Origin of the sequence: Marinobacter salarius, from assembly GCF_032922745.1 — a bacterium.
GTDB lineage: Bacteria > Pseudomonadota > Gammaproteobacteria > Pseudomonadales > Oleiphilaceae > Marinobacter.
Map to the genome: position 1 here is coordinate 3,580,404 of NZ_CP136693.1, position 17,349 is coordinate 3,597,752.

The 17,349-nt window shown below is 57.0% G+C and carries 13 protein-coding genes and 3 tRNA genes; 5 read left to right on the forward strand and 11 right to left on the reverse strand.

Going from position 1 to position 17,349, the window contains the following annotated elements; genetic code table 11:
• Positions 1-8: 8 nt before the first annotated feature.
• The 3 genes from oadA to dbpA all read right to left on the reverse strand — a co-directional run bounded on the left by oadA (position 9) and on the right by dbpA (position 3,690).
• Positions 9-1,799, reverse strand: coding sequence for a sodium-extruding oxaloacetate decarboxylase subunit alpha (gene oadA / locus R1T46_RS16660; RefSeq protein ID WP_075195257.1), 1,791 nt, complete (start codon positions 1,797-1,799; stop codon positions 9-11).
• Positions 1,800-1,841: 42 nt separating this feature from the next.
• The gene (locus R1T46_RS16665) at positions 1,842-2,093 is read right to left on the reverse strand and encodes an OadG family protein (protein WP_036206745.1); all 252 of its coding nucleotides are present in this window, start codon (positions 2,091-2,093) and stop codon (positions 1,842-1,844) included.
• Between the two features lie 223 nt (positions 2,094-2,316).
• Positions 2,317-3,690, reverse strand: a complete 1,374-nt coding sequence (gene dbpA / locus R1T46_RS16670; protein ID WP_041335028.1) for an ATP-dependent RNA helicase DbpA — start codon at positions 3,688-3,690, stop codon at positions 2,317-2,319.
• Positions 3,691-3,805: 115 nt separating this feature from the next.
• On the opposite strand from dbpA, the gene R1T46_RS16675 reads away from it, so the two are divergent.
• Positions 3,806-4,342, forward strand: coding sequence for a DUF2058 domain-containing protein (locus R1T46_RS16675; RefSeq protein ID WP_036206740.1), 537 nt, complete (start codon positions 3,806-3,808; stop codon positions 4,340-4,342).
• A gap of 43 nt (positions 4,343-4,385) precedes the next feature.
• Here R1T46_RS16675 and R1T46_RS16680 read toward each other — a convergent pair.
• The 6 genes from R1T46_RS16680 to alaS form a co-directional block, all read right to left on the reverse strand.
• Positions 4,386-4,462, reverse strand: a tRNA-Arg gene (locus R1T46_RS16680).
• Between the two features lie 40 nt (positions 4,463-4,502).
• Positions 4,503-4,579, reverse strand: a tRNA-Arg gene (locus R1T46_RS16685).
• A 51-nt stretch (positions 4,580-4,630) separates the two neighbouring features.
• Positions 4,631-4,721 (reverse strand) — tRNA-Ser (locus tag R1T46_RS16690).
• A 149-nt stretch (positions 4,722-4,870) separates the two neighbouring features.
• Positions 4,871-5,068 carry a carbon storage regulator CsrA gene (csrA, locus tag R1T46_RS16695; protein WP_007155535.1) on the reverse strand — a complete coding sequence of 66 codons (198 nt, stop codon included), beginning with the start codon at positions 5,066-5,068 and terminating at the stop codon, positions 4,871-4,873.
• A gap of 185 nt (positions 5,069-5,253) precedes the next feature.
• Positions 5,254-6,489, reverse strand: a complete 1,236-nt coding sequence (locus tag R1T46_RS16700) for an aspartate kinase (RefSeq protein WP_075195259.1) — start codon at positions 6,487-6,489, stop codon at positions 5,254-5,256.
• Between the two features lie 103 nt (positions 6,490-6,592).
• Positions 6,593-9,223, reverse strand: a complete 2,631-nt coding sequence (alaS, locus tag R1T46_RS16705; RefSeq protein ID WP_213480070.1) for an alanine--tRNA ligase — start codon at positions 9,221-9,223, stop codon at positions 6,593-6,595.
• Positions 9,224-9,353: 130 nt separating this feature from the next.
• Here alaS and R1T46_RS16710 point away from each other — a divergent pair, with 130 nt between their 5' ends.
• Entirely contained in the window at positions 9,354-9,893 is a 540-nt protein-coding gene (locus R1T46_RS16710) for an RDD family protein (protein ID WP_036206731.1), read from the forward strand.
• On the opposite strand, the gene lptG is transcribed toward R1T46_RS16710, so the two are convergent.
• Positions 9,894-10,955 carry an LPS export ABC transporter permease LptG gene (lptG, locus tag R1T46_RS16715; protein ID WP_126810291.1) on the reverse strand — a complete coding sequence of 354 codons (1,062 nt, stop codon included), beginning with the start codon at positions 10,953-10,955 and terminating at the stop codon, positions 9,894-9,896.
• Positions 10,948-12,051 carry an LPS export ABC transporter permease LptF gene (lptF, locus tag R1T46_RS16720; RefSeq protein ID WP_085681073.1) on the reverse strand — a complete coding sequence of 368 codons (1,104 nt, stop codon included), beginning with the start codon at positions 12,049-12,051 and terminating at the stop codon, positions 10,948-10,950. Before lptF ends, lptG begins: the two co-directional genes overlap by 8 nt.
• A gap of 210 nt (positions 12,052-12,261) precedes the next feature.
• Between lptF and R1T46_RS16725 the strand changes: the two genes are divergently transcribed.
• The 3 genes from R1T46_RS16725 (at position 12,262) to R1T46_RS16735 (ending at position 17,347) form a co-directional block, all read left to right on the forward strand.
• Positions 12,262-13,755, forward strand: a complete 1,494-nt coding sequence (locus tag R1T46_RS16725; protein WP_317306246.1) for a leucyl aminopeptidase — start codon at positions 12,262-12,264, stop codon at positions 13,753-13,755.
• Complete coding sequence (locus tag R1T46_RS16730; protein WP_085681075.1) at positions 13,742-14,215, forward strand: DNA polymerase III subunit chi; 474 nt, start codon at positions 13,742-13,744, stop codon at positions 14,213-14,215. The genes R1T46_RS16725 and R1T46_RS16730 overlap by 14 nt, the downstream gene beginning before the upstream one ends.
• Before the next feature lie 261 nt (positions 14,216-14,476).
• The gene (locus tag R1T46_RS16735; protein ID WP_317306247.1) at positions 14,477-17,347 is read left to right on the forward strand and encodes a valine--tRNA ligase; all 2,871 of its coding nucleotides are present in this window, start codon (positions 14,477-14,479) and stop codon (positions 17,345-17,347) included.
• The last annotated feature ends 2 nt before the right edge of the window (positions 17,348-17,349 follow it).

Here is a 17,349-nt window from a genome sequence, read left to right on the forward strand (position 1 = left end):
GCTGGCCCTTATGCGATTGTCAGCATTTCATCATCAGGGGAGACGGCATCACCGACCTTGATGAAGACTTCGCCGATGGTACCGGCTTTCGGTGCCCGAACCTCGGTTTCCATTTTCATGGCTTCGAGAATGATCAGCACATCGCCCTCTTCCACGGCGTCGCCGGGAGATACCAGAACCTTGAAGATATTGCCGCCCAGAGGCGCGACCAGAGGCTCGCCTTCACCCGCAGCCGGTGCAGGCGCGGAAGAGGAAGCAGCAGGTGCGGATGCAGCACCGCCTTCACCCTGAATCTGGCTGATTTCGCCGCCTTCGGACACCGCAACAACATACTTCTTGCCATTAACATCGACAGTGTAGGTTTCCGGGCCTTCAGCTTTCTTGGCAGGTGCTGCGTCTTCAGCGGTCGGAACCGGCTCAAATGCATCCGGGTTGTTACGGTTTTCCAGGAACTTCAGGCCGATCTGCGGGAACAGTGCGTAGGTCAGCACGTCGTCCTCAACGTTGTCGGCCAGCTTGATGCCCTTCTCTTCCGCCAGCTTCTTCAGCTCGTCGGTCAGCTTGTCCATTTCCGGCTCAAGCACATCGGCCGGACGACAGGTCATCACTTCCTTGCCATCCAGAACGCGCTCCTGCAGCTCCTTATTCATGGCCGCCGGCGCAGCGCCGTACTCGCCCTTGAGGATGGCGGAGGTTTCCTTGGAGATGGACTTGTAACGCTCACCGGTCAGAACGTTCAGTACCGCCTGGGTACCCACGATCTGGGAAGTCGGAGTGACCAGCGGAATGAAGCCCAGGTCTTCGCGAACCTTGGGAATTTCATCCAGAACTTCGTCGAACTTGTCGCTCGCGTTCTGCTCTCGCAGCTGGTTTTCCATGTTGGTCAGCATGCCGCCCGGCACCTGAGCAATCAGGATGCGGGAATCGGTGCCACGCAGGCTGCCTTCAAATTTCGCGTACTTCTTACGCACCTGGCGGAAATAGCTGGCGATTTCCTCAAGCAGGGTCAAGTCCAGGCCGGTGTCACGATCTGTGCCTTCCAGAATGGCAACAACCGCCTCGGTGGGCGAGTGGCCGTAGGTCATGCTCATGGAGGAAATGGCGGTGTCCACGTTATCGATGCCGGCTTCCGCGGCCTTGATGGCGGTGGCGGTAGACATGCCGGTGGTGGCGTGGCACTGCATATGGATGGGAATATCCAGCTCTTTCTTCAGACGGCTGACCAGATCAAAAGCTACGTAAGGCTTAAGGATACCGGCCATGTCCTTGATGGCGATGGAGTCCGCGCCCATGTCGGCCACTTCTTTCGCCATTTCAACCCACATTTCGATGGTGTGCACGGGGCTGGTGGTGTAGGCGATGGTGCCCTGGGCATGCTTGCCAGTCTTACGAACGGCCTTGATGGCACGGTCCAGGTTACGCGGATCGTTCATGGCGTCGAAAATCCGGAACACGTCTACGCCGTTCTCGGCGGCACGCTCACAGAAACGGTCGACCACATCATCGGCGTAATGACGGTAACCCAGCAGGTTCTGGCCACGCAGCAGCATTTGCTGTTGGGTGTTAGGCATAGCCTTTTTCAGTTCACGGATGCGCTCCCAGGGATCTTCGCCCAGGTAACGGATGCAGGAGTCGAAGGTAGCTCCGCCCCAGGATTCCAAAGACCAGAAACCAACCTTGTCGAGTTTCTCGGCAATGGGCAGCATGTCGTCAAGTCGCATGCGGGTGGCAAGCAGGGACTGGTGGGCGTCACGCAGGATAACGTCCGTAATCCCCAGCGGTTTCTTTGTGTCAGTCATCGTGTCAGCCTTCTGTTTAAAGGTTCTAATCTATCTGCCAGGTCACTTCTTGTGGCGTGACCGGTATTGTGCAATCGCTTTTTTAATCGCTTCAGCGGTGTCAGGATCGACCGACGATGGCGCCGAAGGCCTTGCACGTGGAGTACGGGCCGGAGCAACGGGTTCAGGCGGGCCGAACCGATGGACCAGTTTTGACATGAGCAGGGTTGCAAACACCAATATGATCAGGAATACGAAGACAAACCCCATGCCTGCGACCATCAGATCGATGGCTTGTGACATTAGCTCACTCATAACAAATAGCTACCTGTATTGAGTTGTTGATTTTCCCGAGCCCTTGGCCAAGCCTCGCCAGGAGCGTGGTTTTACCAGCCATTCGGACAGTTCGGGGGGCAAAATCCCGCGTAATTTACCGTTTTCCGACTCACTGAGCAACCTAATTGGCGGTTTCAATAGGTGGTTTCCGAGCTCTCTGGCCCGTACTGACGGGCCTGAAGTGGGCAAAAATCATTCTCATTCATGCATACCGCACACGCATTTTCCGGCCCTTTATACGCCCCTGCTCCAACCTTTTCAGAGCCGTGGCGGCTGATGCCTTCTCCACTGCCACAAAACACTGAAAATCGAATAGATCGATCTTGCCTACAACGGCCCCGGGCAGCCCAGCCTCACCGGTCAGCGCACCAAGCACATCTCCTGGCCTGACCTTGTCTTTGCGCCCACCCGCTATACACAGGGTTCTCATCGCCGGCTCCAGCGGCTGCAACGCAGTTTTCAGCAGCTTGTCTGTATCCCCCCAGGTCACGGCTTGCTTACGCCCGGATTCCAGCCGATTAATCTTATGGGCCTGCGACGGGGTGCAGAAGGTGACCGCAAGCCCCTGCTCCCCGGCCCGGCCAGTTCGACCGACTCGGTGAGTATGTACTTCCGGGTCCCTGGCCGGCTCCACATTAACCACTAACGGCAAAGATTTTATATCCAGACCGCGGGCCGCCACATCGGTCGCCACGAGCACGGAACAGCTCTGGTTGCCGAAACGAACCAGAACACTGTCACGATCCCTCTGCTCCAGATCACCGTGAAGCGGGAGCGCCGCAAACCCGAGGCCGTTCAGCTCATTGGCGACATCATCACATTGCTGTTTCGTGGTGCAGAAGGCAATGCAGGACGCTGGTTGGTGTAACGACAATAGCGCCGCGACGGCCTGGACTTGCTGCCCGGGTGCGATCTCGTAGAATCGCTCGGTAATATCGGATTCAACAGCCTGACTCTCAATCCGGACGTCAGCCGGCGTATGCTGATATTGCTCGCTCAACTTGCGGATGTTCTCGGGCCACGTCGCCGAGAACATCAGGGTCTGCCGTTTTGCGGGCGCCTGGCTGATGATGTCTTCCACCGCGTCCTGGAATCCCATATCCAGCATCCGGTCCGCCTCATCCAGGATGAGGGTTGTGAGCTGGTCCAGCTTCAGAGTGCCCTTTCGTAAATGATCCTGAATGCGCCCTGGAGTACCCACCACAATATGAGCGCCGTGGCTGAGGGAGCCAATCTGGGGGCCGATAGCCACGCCACCACACAGTGACAGAATCTTTACGTTGTCACGGGCCCTTGCCAGCTCACGCAGCGACTTCGACACCTGGTCCGCCAGTTCACGTGTGGGACAAAGTACCAGCCCCTGCACCGAAAAGCGTCGCGGATTCAGCCTTTCCACCAGGCCAATGCCAAACGCCGCCGTCTTGCCGCTTCCGGTCTGCGCCATGGCGATCAAGTCCTTACCTGCCATAGCATGAGGCAAGGCGCCGGACTGAATCGGTGTCGGATTTTCAAAGCCAAGCCTCGACAGGTTCGCGAGCATTGGCTCGGAAAGGCCCAACTGACTGAATGACGGCATAAAAGAAATTCCCGGGGGCAAATGGATAAATAAAGGATGGGTTCGACCAGCAGCGCTGCGGGCGTATACTTGGGGACAAGTTTACCAGAAATTGCAGACACTCACGGAGCCGTTCATGCCATCACTACAGGATCAGTTGTTGAAAGCCGGCCTGGCCGACGAGAAAAAGGCCAAAGCCATTCGCAACGAGAAACATAAAAAACGCAAACAACAGCCCAAGGGAGCGGTTGAGGTCAATGAAGCGGAAATTCGTGCCCGTCAGGCACGGGAAGAGAAAGCAGAACGGGATCGGCAATTAAACCTTGAGCGCCAGAAGCAGGCTGAGAAAAAGGCCATCCAGGCCCAGATCAGGCAACTAGTGGAAACCAATCGTCTTGATCGCTCGCGGGGTGAGACCTCCTATCAGTTTGTCCACGACAAGAAAATCAAGAAGCTCTTTGTGGACGACACCATGGTGGATCAACTGTCACGGGGAAGGCTGGCTATTGTCTTCGTGAACGACGCCTACGAAGTGGTAGCCGAGGGCGTAGCCCGCAAGATCATGGAGCGGGACGAAAGTGCCGTGGTGGTGTTGCATGACCGCAAGAGTGACGATCAGGGGGATGATGACCCTTATGCCGGATATGAGATCCCCGACGATCTAATGTGGTAAGGCAACAAAAAGCCCCGCTCTCGGCGGGGCTTTTTGTTTAATATGGCGCGGCTGGGAGGATTCGAACCTCCGACCGCCTGGTTCGTAGCCAGGTACTCTATCCAGCTGAGCTACAGCCGCTAAAAACAGTGCCTACTGAAAATGGCGAACTTGGTATAAGTGGCGCGGCTGGGAGGATTCGAACCTCCGACCGCCTGGTTCGTAGCCAGGTACTCTATCCAGCTGAGCTACAGCCGCGCATTCATACTTCCAGATTCAGCAATGTTCTCTTTCTTCTCCGAAAAGAAATGGCGGAGAGGGAGGGATTCGAACCCTCGATACGCGCAATGCGTATGGCTCCTTAGCAGGGAGCTGGTTTCAGCCACTCACCCACCTCTCCTTGAGAACGGGGCGTATACTACCATAATTTTTCTGATTTCATAGGGTTGACACGAGTTTTTTCGAACCGCGCTCCCATAGGTTCAGAAAAGCCGTTCGAGAGACACAAAAAAGCCGCTCGGGTTTCCCTCGAACGGCTTTTTGTCACTCTCAGCTGTTGCCGGGCTCCGGCTCTTCAGAGCCTTTCTCGCTCTGAATTCGCTGATAGATTTCTTCGCGGTGAACCGCCACTTCTTTGGGGGCGTTTACACCAATGCGAACCTGGTTCCCCTTCACCCCAAGGACGGTTACGGTGATTTCATCACCGACCATCAGGGTTTCGCCAACACGGCGGGTCAATATCAACATGTCCTTTACTCCCTTATCCAGAGCTACCTGTTCCGACAAATGTATACTGCTTACTTTTATAGTGGGATCACTTGCCAATCAAAAGCCGCACAATCACTTATACGTACTTATAAAAGCAAAAGCCTGCAAATGATGCCCTTTTTTCGGAAAACCAATGCGAACCGGCTTTTTATGTCCGCGTATTTTCAGGCTTCCTCTACCCCGGGCTTGTCCAGTTCGAACGCACTATGCAGTGCCCGAACGGCCAGCTCAAGATATTTTTCGTCAATCACCACGGAGATTTTAATCTCAGACGTGGAGATCATCAGGATATTGATTCCTTCATTAGACAGTGCTGCAAACATTTTAGTTGCAACGCCGGCATGAGACCGCATACCCACACCCACAATACTGACCTTCGCAATCTTGCTGTCGCCGCTAACTTCACGGGCACCCAGTTCGTCGGACACCCGCTGCAGAATGGCCTGGCCACGCTTGAAGTCGTTGCGATGCACGGTGAAGGTGAAATCCGTGCGGTTATCCGCACCCACGTTCTGTACGATCATGTCGACTTCAATGTTGGCATCGCTGATCGGCTGAAGTATACGCAGGGCGCTGCCCGGGGTATCCGGCACACCGGCGATCGTCAGTTTGGCTTCATCACGGTTAAAGGCTATGCCGGAGACAACCGGTTGTTCCATGGCGTTTTCATCCTCAAGTGTAATCAGGGTACCTTCGCCTTCCTCAAAGCTGGAGAGCACCCTTAAAGGAACATTGTATTTGCCTGCAAATTCCACCGAGCGAATCTGAAGAATCTTGGAGCCCAGGCTGGCCATCTCAATCATTTCTTCAAACGTAATTCGCTCCAGCCGGCGCGCGCTGTCCACTACCCGTGGGTCAGTGGTATAGACACCGTCTACATCAGTGTAGATCTGACACTCGTCAGCCTTCAATGCCGCAGCGAGAGCAACAGCAGTAGTATCGGACCCGCCACGACCAAGGGTGGTAATGCTGCCGTTCTCGTCAATGCCCTGGAAACCGGCAACCACAACCACACGACCGGCGTTGAGGTCTTCCCGCATGCGCTGCTCGTCAATCTGCTTGATGCGCGCCTTGGTATGGCTGCTGTCGGTCAGAATTCGAACCTGGGCACCGGTATAAGAGCGCGCATCACAGCCGCGCTTTTGCAACGCCATGGACAACAGAGCAATGGTCACCTGCTCCCCGGTCGAGACCAGCACGTCCATTTCCCGGGGCGTGGGCTCTTCCATGATGTCGTTGGCCAGACCAATAAGACGGTTGGTTTCCCCACTCATGGCAGATACCACAACCACCACGTCATGACCTTCCTTGCGGAAGCGGCATACCTTTTCTGCAACCGCTTCAATCCGTTCTGTGGTGCCCACCGAAGTGCCACCGAATTTTTGAACCAAGAGCGCCATTTCTTTCCCGATACCAAACGTGGACAGACAGCGGGGCAGCGCCCCACCTCAGACGACCAAATGGGCGAGATTATATACACCTGCCCATTTTGGATACAGTTATCTATGCAATATTTTTCTCAACCCAGGCAGGAACACCTGCCAGGGCATCCGCCAGTTTTGATGGGTCGTTTCCGCCACCCTGGGCCATATCTGGACGACCGCCACCTTTACCGTCAACCTGAGCCGCCAGATGCTTCATCAAATCTCCGGCCTTGATCCTGCCAGTCGCCGATTTGGTGACACCGGCCACCAGTGTCACTTTGCCGTCTTCAACACTGGCCAGCACCACAACACCCTCGCCCAGCTTGTTCTTGAGTTGGTCGGCGGTTTCCATCAGCGCTTTGCGATCCGCGCCTTCCATTTCAGAGGCCACCACTTTAAGGCCAGCCACATCCACGGCAGAACTGGCCAGATCGCTACCAGCAGAGCTTGCCAGCTTCGCCTGGAGAGCATTGATGTCTTTCTCCAGCTGTCGATTACGATCCAGCGTCTGCTGAACTTTCTCGACCAGGGACTCACGCGAACCTTTGACCAGCTTTGCAGCTTCCCGCAGGGTTTGCTCGGTCTCCTCAACCCATTCCAGAGCGCCAAACCCAGTGACGGCTTCGATACGGCGAACGCCCGATGAAATACCGCTCTCCGATGTAATACGGAACAGCCCGATGTCGCCGGTACGCGCCACATGGGTGCCACCGCACAGTTCCACGGAGTATGCGTCCGAGCCCATGCTCAGGACTCGGACGGTATCGCCATACTTTTCACCGAACAGCGCCATGGCACCTTTGGCCTGGGCCTGTTCCATATCGGTGATTTCGGTCTCAACCGGGGTGTTACCCAATATTTGCTCATTAACCTGACGCTCGATTTCCCGCAACTGTTCCGGTGTTACCGCCTCAAAGTGGGAGAAGTCGAACCGCAGTTTGTCAGGATCTACCAGCGAGCCTTTTTGTGTAACGTGCTCGCCCAGCACATTACGGAGCGCGGCATGCATCAGGTGGGTTGCGGAGTGGTTCTTCTTGGTCCGCTCACGACGAGCGTGGTCGATGCGGGCATCCACTTCCAGACCCGGGAACAACTCGCCTTCAATCACGGTACCGATATGCAGGTGATTGCTGCCTTCTTTCTGGGTGTCGGTCACCTTGAAGCGGCCACCGCTCCAGGTCAGCAGGCCGGTATCGCCCACCTGACCGCCTGACTCCGCGTAAAACGGCGTGCGCTCCAACACCAGAACCGCTTCATCGCCGGCTTGGGCCGCTTTCTCTTCACCACCCACTATCACGGTGCGAATGGTTTCGTGGCCGTCGATATGTTCGTAACCGGTAAACTCGGTAGACCCTTCAATGTTCAAACCGGCTGCATTGTAATCCATGCCGAATTTGCTCGCCGCGCGGGCGCGCTCGCGCTGGCGCTCCATGGCTTTCTCGTAGCCATCGTAGTCCAGGGTCAGGCCACGCTCACGGGCAATGTCGTTGGTCAGGTCAACCGGGAAACCGTAGGTGTCGTACAGGGTAAAGATGGTTTCGCCCGGAATTTCGGAACTCTTGAGCGCCGCAATGTCCTGTTCAAGCAGGCGCAGGCCTTTGTCCAGAGTCTTGGCAAACTGTTCCTCTTCCTGCAGCAGCACCTTTTCAATCTGCTTGCGGCTGCTGACCAGTTGCGGGAAGGCACCGCCCATCAGCTCAACCAAAGCGCCAGTCAGCTTGTGGAAGAAAGGCTGTGTGGCACCCAGTTTGTTGCCGTGGCGCGCAGCCCGGCGGATGATGCGGCGCAGTACAAAGCCACGCCCTTCGTTGGACGGCATGACACCGTCAGAGATCAGGAAGGCACAGGAGCGGATGTGATCCGCCACTACGCGTAGCGACGCTTCTGTGGTTTCAACGCCGCCAAGGATGTCGGAGGCTGCATTGAGCAGGTCCTGCATCAGGTCAATTTCGTAGTTGCTGTGAACGCCCTGCAGCACCGCGGTGATGCGTTCCAGACCCATACCGGTATCCACCGAGGGCTTGGGCAGAGGCAGCATCTCACCGTCCGCCTGGCGGTTGTACTGCATGAACACCACGTTCCAGATTTCGATGTAGCGGTCACCGTCTTCTTCCGGGCTACCGGGAGGACCACCATCCACATCGGGACCGTGGTCGTAAAAGATTTCGGTACAGGGACCACAGGGACCGGTATCGCCCATCTGCCAGAAGTTGTCAGATGCGTATGGGGCGCCCTTGTTGTCGCCAATCCGCACGATTCGATCTGCCGGAACACCAACTTCCTGATTCCAGATATCAAAGGCTTCGTCGTCGGACGCGTAAACGGTGACCCACAGCTTTTCCTTTGGCAGCTTCAGCCAGTCGTCGCCAGTCAGGAAGGTCCAGGCAAAATTGATGGCTTCACGCTTGAAGTAGTCGCCAAAGCTGAAGTTACCCAACATTTCGAAAAAGGTATGGTGGCGCGCTGTATAGCCTACGTTCTCAAGGTCATTGTGTTTACCACCTGCACGCACGCACTTCTGCGTGGTTGTCGCCCGGCTGTAATCGCGGGCTTCGCGACCCAGGAACACGTCTTTGAACTGGTTCATTCCCGCGTTGGTAAACAACAGGGTCGGGTCGTCCGCCGGCACCAGTGAACTGCTCGGCACAATAGTGTGGCCCTGCTGTTTGAAGTAATCGAGAAACGCCTGTCGCAACTCTGCGGTTTTCATAGCCCTTTGATACCCTTCTATAAACCCGTGCGGGTCCGCGTTTAAAGACACATACTTACATGCGCTTGCAAATCCGCTACTCTAGCACACGCCGAGAACAGGAAAAACGTGAAACATCACAGGAGAAGCCATGCCCCGCCGCTTTCATACCGCTGAGGAACTCCTTCCTCCCGCTGCATTCATCAAGCGACTGATGGCGGTGATTTACGATTCGTTGATCAGCATAGCGGTGCTACTGGTAACTACCTGGATGTACACCCTTGTAGCGGGTTGGGTCACCGGGTGGGACCAATATGAAGCCATGGCGGAAGCGGGGACTCTGAAGGCAGACCCACTGCTCACATTTGTGCTGTTCCTGGCGCTGTATCTGTTCTTTGGATACTTCTGGACCAAAAACGGCCAGACACTCGGCATGCAGGTGTGGCGTATTCGCATTGAAAACCTGGACGGCACGTCCGTGTCCTGGACACAGGCCCTGAAGCGATACGTGGCCGCGGCGGCTATCCTGTTCGTCGCGCTGCTGGGTGCCTATTACCTGAACGCAGCGACTCTCTTCGTGACTATCCCGGCGATCCTGGCGCTGTTCTACCCGATCAATGGGTTGTCGCTGACTGACCGCGCTTCTGGCAGTATCGTTGCCACTGTCCCCAAAGAGACTAAAAAGAAGTAGCTATCCGGCCCTTTTCATCAGTACCGCACCAACCACCGCATTAATCGCGATTGGCAGGACGATTGCCAGCACCGGGTTAAAGCCAAACACCAGGCTCATGGGGCCCAGCAGGTCCTGCATGTACTTGAATAATAGCCCCACAATCAGGCCCGTAAAAACCCGGAACCCCATGGTAACGGACCGGAGCGGGCCGAAAACGAAAGAAATCGCGACCAGCACCATGACTGCGGTGCCCAGTGGCATAAGCACTTTTTTCCAGAATGCCAGCCAGTAGTTGGCGGCATTCAGGCCCTGCTCTCCCAGATAGCTCGCGTAGGTATAGAGACCGGAGATCGCAAGGTCCTCCGGCTTTACAATCAGCACACTAAGAACGCTGGGCGACAGACCAGTTTCCCATCGCAGGGCCCGATGGGTTTCCTGGGTGGTTTTTTCATCGCTTAGCCTGGTAGTGGCCACGTTTTCCAACAGCCAGTGATCGCCCTGATAGATCCCTCTTTCAGCGAAACTGGCGGACACCAGCCAACGTTCCTCATCAAATCTGAACAGCGACACCCCGTGCAAGACGCCGTTGGGCTGAACCGCATTCAGATGCATGAACACATCACCCTCCCGGTGCCAGATGCCCGAGGCAGAAGCAATATTCTCACCCGCGCCCTGGGCCACGGTCTTCTGGCTCTGGGCCATCCGCTCAGCCGGTGGCGCGATGTACTCGCCAATCAGCACACCAAGGACGACCACCACCAGGGTCGGCTTCATGGCAGACCAGACAATACGTTTGAGAGAAACGCCCGCGGCCCGGATAACCGTGAGCTCCGACGAACTCGCCATGGTGCCGAGGCCGACCAGGCATCCCATAAAGGCGCCAAGCGGGAGGTAGTCATAGATGCGCCGCGGCAATGTCATCAGCACATAGAGCAACGCCTGGAGGGTCTGGTAATCGTTTTCCGCGTCGTCCAACTCGGCGATAAATGCGAAGATCAGGTCCAGGGACAGCACCACCAGCATCACCAGGAACATGGCACCACCCACCGTGCTCATCACATAGCGATCAATCTTACGCATGTTGCCGCGCCTCCTTCAGCAGGCGCCGGCGGTAGAGCCAGGCAGGCCCGAACTGCAGCCATAACCCGAGGGCCAGAAACAGGGCATGCACCCATAGCAACCCGATCCATTCGGGCACCTTGCCGCCTTCAAGGGCATCACGGGCCACGATGAGCAAACCAAGGTAAGTGATATAGACCAGCATGGCCGGCAACAAGTGGAAGAATCGCCCCTGCCGGGGATTCACCCGGCTAAGGCGCACAGCCAGCAGGGTGACAATCGGCACGATGAGCGGCAGTGTGAACCGCCAGTGCAGCATGGCTCGGTGCTCCGGATCATCCGACGCCATCAAGGCGGAGGTCGCAAGCCCTTCCTCCAGCTCTTTCTCACCCGCACTGCCACTGCGGATCTTGAGCCCGTAGGCTTCGAACCCGGTGACGTCGTACGCCAGTTGCCCCGGCAAGCCTTCAAAACGGGCACCATCTTCGAGCACCAGGAAGCGGCTGCCGGTTTGCTCGTCAATAAACTGGGACCCTTCCCGGGCGGTAATGATGGTAAGCCCCTTGCCGTCTTCACTGTGCTCGGCAATGAACACACCCTCAAGCCGACGCTTGTCTTCACTCAACGCTTCCGTGTAAGTCACACGTTCGCCAGACGACAACGACTGGAAGCGTCCCGGCGCCAACATCTCAAATTCCGTCGCCTGGCGTTGCTCGTTGAATATCCCCTCGACTTTCTTCATGCCCCAGGGAGACACATAGAGGCTCATGGCCCCCACCACCAACATCACCGGAATACTGCCAAGAAGTGTTTTCATCAACAGCTGCTTGTCGCTCACACCACAGGCAAACAGCACCGTCATTTCACTTTCCAGGTACATGCGCCCGTACGCCAGCAGGATGCCAATGAAAAAGCCCAGGGGCAGGATCAGCTCCAGGAAACCGGGAAAACGGTAAGCCATAATCTGGAACAACACATCGCCCGCCAGCTCACCGGCAGCGGCTTCCGCCAGATACTTGATAAACCGGCCGCTCATGAACACCAGCAACAGAATGCCGGATACGGCAAGCATGCTGATGATCACCTGGCGGGTTAGGTATCGGAAAACGATGCTCAAATCGGTCTCTCAGAGCCGGATGCGACCGGAGTCGATGGAAAACAGGATTCGCCGTATTCTAAGTAACCTTGGTGCCGAATGACAGAGCACAGGCGTTAACAACCTGTCAGCGCTTGATAATTTACCCCCAAACCCCAATGCTATAGGCATTCGGACATTCAAGCCCGAGGCCGGGCCTGTCCTCCATCAGAATAACCAACGGGAGTTGCTATGAATTTTACTCTGAGCAGTAAGCCCATTTCGGATACCAAAGCGGATTGCCTGGTTGTCGCCCTGCCCGAAAAAGGCGACTGGCCCGCCTCAACCACGCAAGCAAACGAAGCCCTGGGCGGACTGATCAAGACCCTGCAGAAGAACGGGGATGCTACCGGTAAGAACGCAACGACCCAACTGATTCCTCTCGAAGGCCAGCCGTGGTCCCGTCTTCTGCTGGTTGGCACCGGAATTGACAAGGACCGCACACCAGCCAACTATCGTAAAGCCCTGATTGCCATGGCTGGGCAAATCAAGGACGGTCCCTCCAAGCACGTGCTGATTGGCTTGAGCGACACCCTCGTCACTGGCGAAGACGCCACCAGTTCGGAAACGGCACGCCTGAACCTGATCGGCCGCACCCTGGAAGAGCAGCTCTACCGTTTCAACGAGTTCAAGAGCGAAAAACCGTCAGACCGCAAGCTTGGGAAAGTCACCGTTGCCGCTTCATCCGCCGGCAAGGCTTTGAAGGACGCCTTCAATCTTGGCCTGGCTACAGGGCGCGGCATGAACTTCACCCGCGACCTGGGCAACACTCCGCCGAACATCTGCCACCCTACCTGGCTGGCTGAGCAGGCTGAGAAACTGGCCAAAGACAACGACGTCATCAAGACCGACGTGCTGGACGAAAAGCAGATGCAAAAGCTGGGCATGCACAGCCTGCTGTCCGTGTCTGCCGGCAGCGCCCAACCCGCCAAACTGATCGTGATGGAATACCGTGGCGGCAAGGCGAAAGACAAGCCTTACGTCCTCGTGGGCAAAGGCATTACCTTTGACACCGGCGGCATCAGCCTCAAGCCCGGCGAAGGCATGGATGAAATGAAGTACGACATGGGTGGCGCCGCCGCCGTGTTCGGCGCCATGAAAACCATTGCCGAGACCAAACCGAAGATCAACGTGGTTGCCGTAATCGCCGCCGCCGAGAACATGCCCAGCGGCACTGCGACACGCCCGGGTGACATAGTCACCTCCATGTCTGGCCAGACCATCGAAATCCTGAACACCGACGCCGAAGGCCGTCTCGTATTGTGCGACGCCCTCACCTACGTCAAGAAATTCGACCCGGAAGTGGTCGTCGACATGGCCACACTGACTGGCGCCTGCATCATCGCCCTGGGCAGCCATGCCACCGGCCTGCTGAGCAACAACGACACCCTCGCCAACGAACTGCTGGCCGCTGGTGAACGCGCGGGTGACCGCGCCTGGCGCCTGCCTCTGTGGGACGAATACCAGAGCCAGCTCGACAGCAACTTTGCTGACATGCAGAACATTGGTGGTCGCCCGGCCGGCACCATCACCGCTGCCTGCTTCCTGTCCCGGTTCACCAAGGACTACCCCTGGGCTCACCTGGACATTGCCGGCACTGCCTGGCTCTCCGGCAAAGCCAAAGGCTCGACTGGCCGCCCGGTACCCATGCTGGTCGACTACCTGATGTCTCATGCAGGAAAGTAATCCGGGCTCACAGGATGAACGGAACCAGTCCTACTGGTTCCACATCCTCGCCCAGAATACCCCTGCGGCTCGCAATCTCCATACCGCCAAGTTAGTGGACAAGGCACGCCAGCAGGGAGACCGTGTAGGCGTCGTCTGTGACACCATGCAACAGGCTCAGGAACTGGACGACCTGCTCTGGAACTTCAGCCCCGAGGCTTTTATACCCCACAGCATCGTGCCGGACTCCGCCACGACCTGCACTGATCCCGTTGGGATATTGCTTTGCCAACCGGTAGCGGAAGACTGGGACACGGTGATCATCCTCTCATCCACCCTGCCTGCGGACGCAGACCGGTTTAAACGATTGGCGCTGGTTGCCCATAACGACGAAACGGTGTTGAGTCAGGCACGATCGCATTTCAAGCAGTTACGGGCATTGGGAATTGAGCCTCGTGTGCATGACCAAAGGAAGCGGTGAGACGTAAAACAGGCTCACCATCAAACCCGGGTAAAACCATCGAACACAGTCGAGACAACTCGGACTCCATAAGGGTATGGGGGTAGTTTGAATTTCGGACAGCAAAAGGTGTCTGAGCGCAGCGAGTTCTTTTTCTTTCCGAAATTCAAACTACCCCCATGCCCCTGCACCCCAAGGTTCGCCGCAACCCAAGTGAGCATGTATAATCTTCCATCTTAAATTTCCCTTGTGAATCAACCAAACGGTCACCAGCAGAAACCCATGGAAAAAACCTACCAGCCAGAAAACATCGAGCGCCAGTGGTACGAAAACTGGGAATCCAAAGGGTACTTCCGCCCCCGTTCAGAAAAGGCGGAGGGGGGCGAAGGCGAATCCTTCAGCATCGCCATCCCACCGCCCAACGTCACCGGCAGCCTCCACATGGGCCATGCGTTCCAGCACACCATTATGGACACGCTCACCCGCTTCAAACGTATGCAGGGCCGCAACGCCCTTTGGCAGGTAGGCACCGACCACGCCGGTATCGCCACCCAGATGGTGGTTGAACGCAAGCTCGCGGCGGAAGAAGACAAAACCCGTCATGACTTGGGTCGGGAAGAGTTCATCAAGCGCATCTGGGACTGGAAGACACATTCCGGTGGCACCATCACTGGCCAAATCCGCCGCCTGGGTAACTCAGTGGACTGGGACCACGAACGTTTCACAATGGACGACGGTTTCTACAAAGCCGTGCAGGAAGTGTTTGTCCGCCTGTACGACGAAGGCCTGGTCTACCGTGGCAAGCGCCTGGTCAACTGGGACCCGAAGCTGCACACCGCCATTTCCGACCTCGAGGTCGAGAACAAGGAAGAGAAAGGCTTTTTCTGGCACCTTCGCTATCCGCTGGCCGACGGCGAAAAGACGCAGGATGGCAAGAGCTATCTCGTGGTCGCCACCACCCGTCCGGAAACGATGCTGGGCGATACCGCCGTGGCCGTGCACCCGGACGATGAGCGCTACCAGCACCTGATTGGCAAGTTCGTCGACTTGCCCCTGGTAGGCCGACGCATCCCCATCCTCGCCGACACCCACGCCGACCCTGAAAAAGGCAGCGGCTGCGTCAAGATCACCCCCGCCCACGACTTCAACGACTACGCCGTGGGCAAGCGCAACAACCTGGTGATGATTAACGTCATGACCCAGGACGCCTGCATCCGCGATGTGGCCGAAGTGGTCAACGCCGATGGCACCGAGAATACCGATGTCGACGGCAGCCTGCCGGCTGCGTACGCCGGCCTTACCCGCGAACAGGCCCGTAAGCAGATCGTGGCGGATATGGACGCCGAAGGCCTGGTACAGGAAGTCGAAGACCACGTGCTGAGCGTGCCACGGGGCGACCGCTCTGGCCTGATCATCGAGCCCATGCTCACCGACCAATGGTTCGCCGACGCCAAAACCCTGGCCAAGCCAGCCATCGAAGCGGTGGAAGACGGCCGTATCCAGTTCGTGCCCAAGCAGTACGAAAACATGTACTTCGCCTGGATGCGTGACATCCAGGACTGGTGCATCTCCCGCCAGCTTTGGTGGGGCCACCGTATTCCTGCCTGGTACGACGCCGAGGGCAATATCTATGTCGGCCGTAGTGAAGAGGAAGTCCGCCAGAAACACAACCTTGCCGCCGACCTGCAGCTGAATCAGGACGACGACGTGCTCGACACCTGGTTCAGCTCCGCCCTGTGGACCTTTGGCACCCTGGGCTGGCCTGAAATCACCGAGCGGTTGAAAACGTTCCACCCCACCAACGTGCTGGTGACCGGTTTTGACATCATTTTCTTCTGGGTGGCCCGGATGATCATGATGACCATGCACTTCATGAAGAATGAGGATGGCACGCCTCAGGTACCGTTCAAGACGGTGTATGTGACCGGCCTGATCCGCGACGAGCACGGCGACAAGATGTCCAAGTCCAAGGGCAACGTGATTGACCCACTGGACATGATCGACGGCATCGAACTCGATGACCTGCTGGAGAAACGCACTGGCAACCTGATGCAGCCCAAACTGGCCGAGAAGATCGGGAAGCGCACCCGGAAGGAATTCCCGGAAGGCATTACCGCTCATGGCACAGATGCCCTGCGTTTCACCCTCTCCGCCATGGCGACCACCGGCCGCGACATCAACTGGGACATGAAACGCCTGGAAGGCTATCGCAACTTCTGCAACAAGCTGTGGAACGCTGCCCGTTACGTGCTGATGAACACCGAGGGCGAGGATTGCGGCGTCAACGGTGAGGCCGTGGATTTGTCGCTGGCAGACCGCTGGATCATCAGCGAGCTACAAACCTGCGAACAGGACGTAATTCGCCATCTTGACCAATACCGGTTCGACCTGGCCGCCTACGCCCTGTATGAGTTCATCTGGAACGAATACTGCGACTGGTACCTGGAACTCTCCAAGCCGGCGTTGAACGACGACAACGCCAGTGCCGAAGCCAAACGTGGCACCCGCCGCACCCTGGTACGGGTGCTGGAAGCGGTCCTTCGCCTGGCGCACCCGATGATGCCGTTCATTACCGAAGAAATCTGGCAGCGCATCGCACCCCTGGCCGGTAAGAGTGGTGACAGCATTATGCTGCAACCCTTCCCCCAGCCAGATGCCAACAAGCAGGACTCTGCGGTTGCTGCCGATATTGAATGGCTGAAAGGCGTGATTGTCGCTGTTCGGAATATCCGCGGCGAGATGAACATCTCCCCGGCAAAAGCCATCCCGGTGCTTCTGCGTGGTAAAAACCCAGACGACAAACGCCGTTTGGATGAGAACCGGCAATTCCTGTCATCGCTGGCGCGCCTGGACAGCCTGGAGTGGTTCACCGAAGGCGAAGCCCCCATGTCGGCCACCCAATTGGTTGGCGAGATGGAAGTACTGGTACCCATGGCCGGCCTGATCGACAAGGATGCCGAGCTCAAGCGACTGGACAAGGAACTGGAGCGACTGCAAAAAGAAGTTGGCCGACTGGAAGGAAAACTTGGCAATGAAAAATTCACTGCCAAGGCGCCCGCCGAGGTGGTAGAAAAAGAGAAGGAAAAGCTCAGCGATGCCCAGGGCAGCATGAGCCGGCTCAGCGAGCAGCGGACCGCCATCGAGGCCATGTAACC

What these genes read in the sequence shown, in the direction of transcription:
- oadA (WP_075195257.1), bottom strand. Translation starts at nt 1,799, where the DNA reads ATGACTGACACAAAGAAACCGCTGGGGATTACGGACGTTATCCTGCGT.
- R1T46_RS16665 (WP_036206745.1), bottom strand. Translation starts at nt 2,093, where the DNA reads ATGAGTGAGCTAATGTCACAAGCCATCGATCTGATGGTCGCAGGCATG.
- dbpA (WP_041335028.1), bottom strand. Translation starts at nt 3,690, where the DNA reads ATGCCGTCATTCAGTCAGTTGGGCCTTTCCGAGCCAATGCTCGCGAAC.
- R1T46_RS16675 (WP_036206740.1), top strand. Translation starts at nt 3,806, where the DNA reads ATGCCATCACTACAGGATCAGTTGTTGAAAGCCGGCCTGGCCGACGAG.
- csrA (WP_007155535.1), bottom strand. Translation starts at nt 5,068, where the DNA reads ATGTTGATATTGACCCGCCGTGTTGGCGAAACCCTGATGGTCGGTGAT.
- R1T46_RS16700 (WP_075195259.1), bottom strand. Translation starts at nt 6,489, where the DNA reads ATGGCGCTCTTGGTTCAAAAATTCGGTGGCACTTCGGTGGGCACCACA.
- alaS (WP_213480070.1), bottom strand. Translation starts at nt 9,223, where the DNA reads ATGAAAACCGCAGAGTTGCGACAGGCGTTTCTCGATTACTTCAAACAG.
- R1T46_RS16710 (WP_036206731.1), top strand. Translation starts at nt 9,354, where the DNA reads ATGCCCCGCCGCTTTCATACCGCTGAGGAACTCCTTCCTCCCGCTGCA.
- lptG (WP_126810291.1), bottom strand. Translation starts at nt 10,955, where the DNA reads ATGCGTAAGATTGATCGCTATGTGATGAGCACGGTGGGTGGTGCCATG.
- R1T46_RS16725 (WP_317306246.1), top strand. Translation starts at nt 12,262, where the DNA reads ATGAATTTTACTCTGAGCAGTAAGCCCATTTCGGATACCAAAGCGGAT.
- R1T46_RS16730 (WP_085681075.1), top strand. Translation starts at nt 13,742, where the DNA reads ATGCAGGAAAGTAATCCGGGCTCACAGGATGAACGGAACCAGTCCTAC.
- R1T46_RS16735 (WP_317306247.1), top strand. Translation starts at nt 14,477, where the DNA reads ATGGAAAAAACCTACCAGCCAGAAAACATCGAGCGCCAGTGGTACGAA.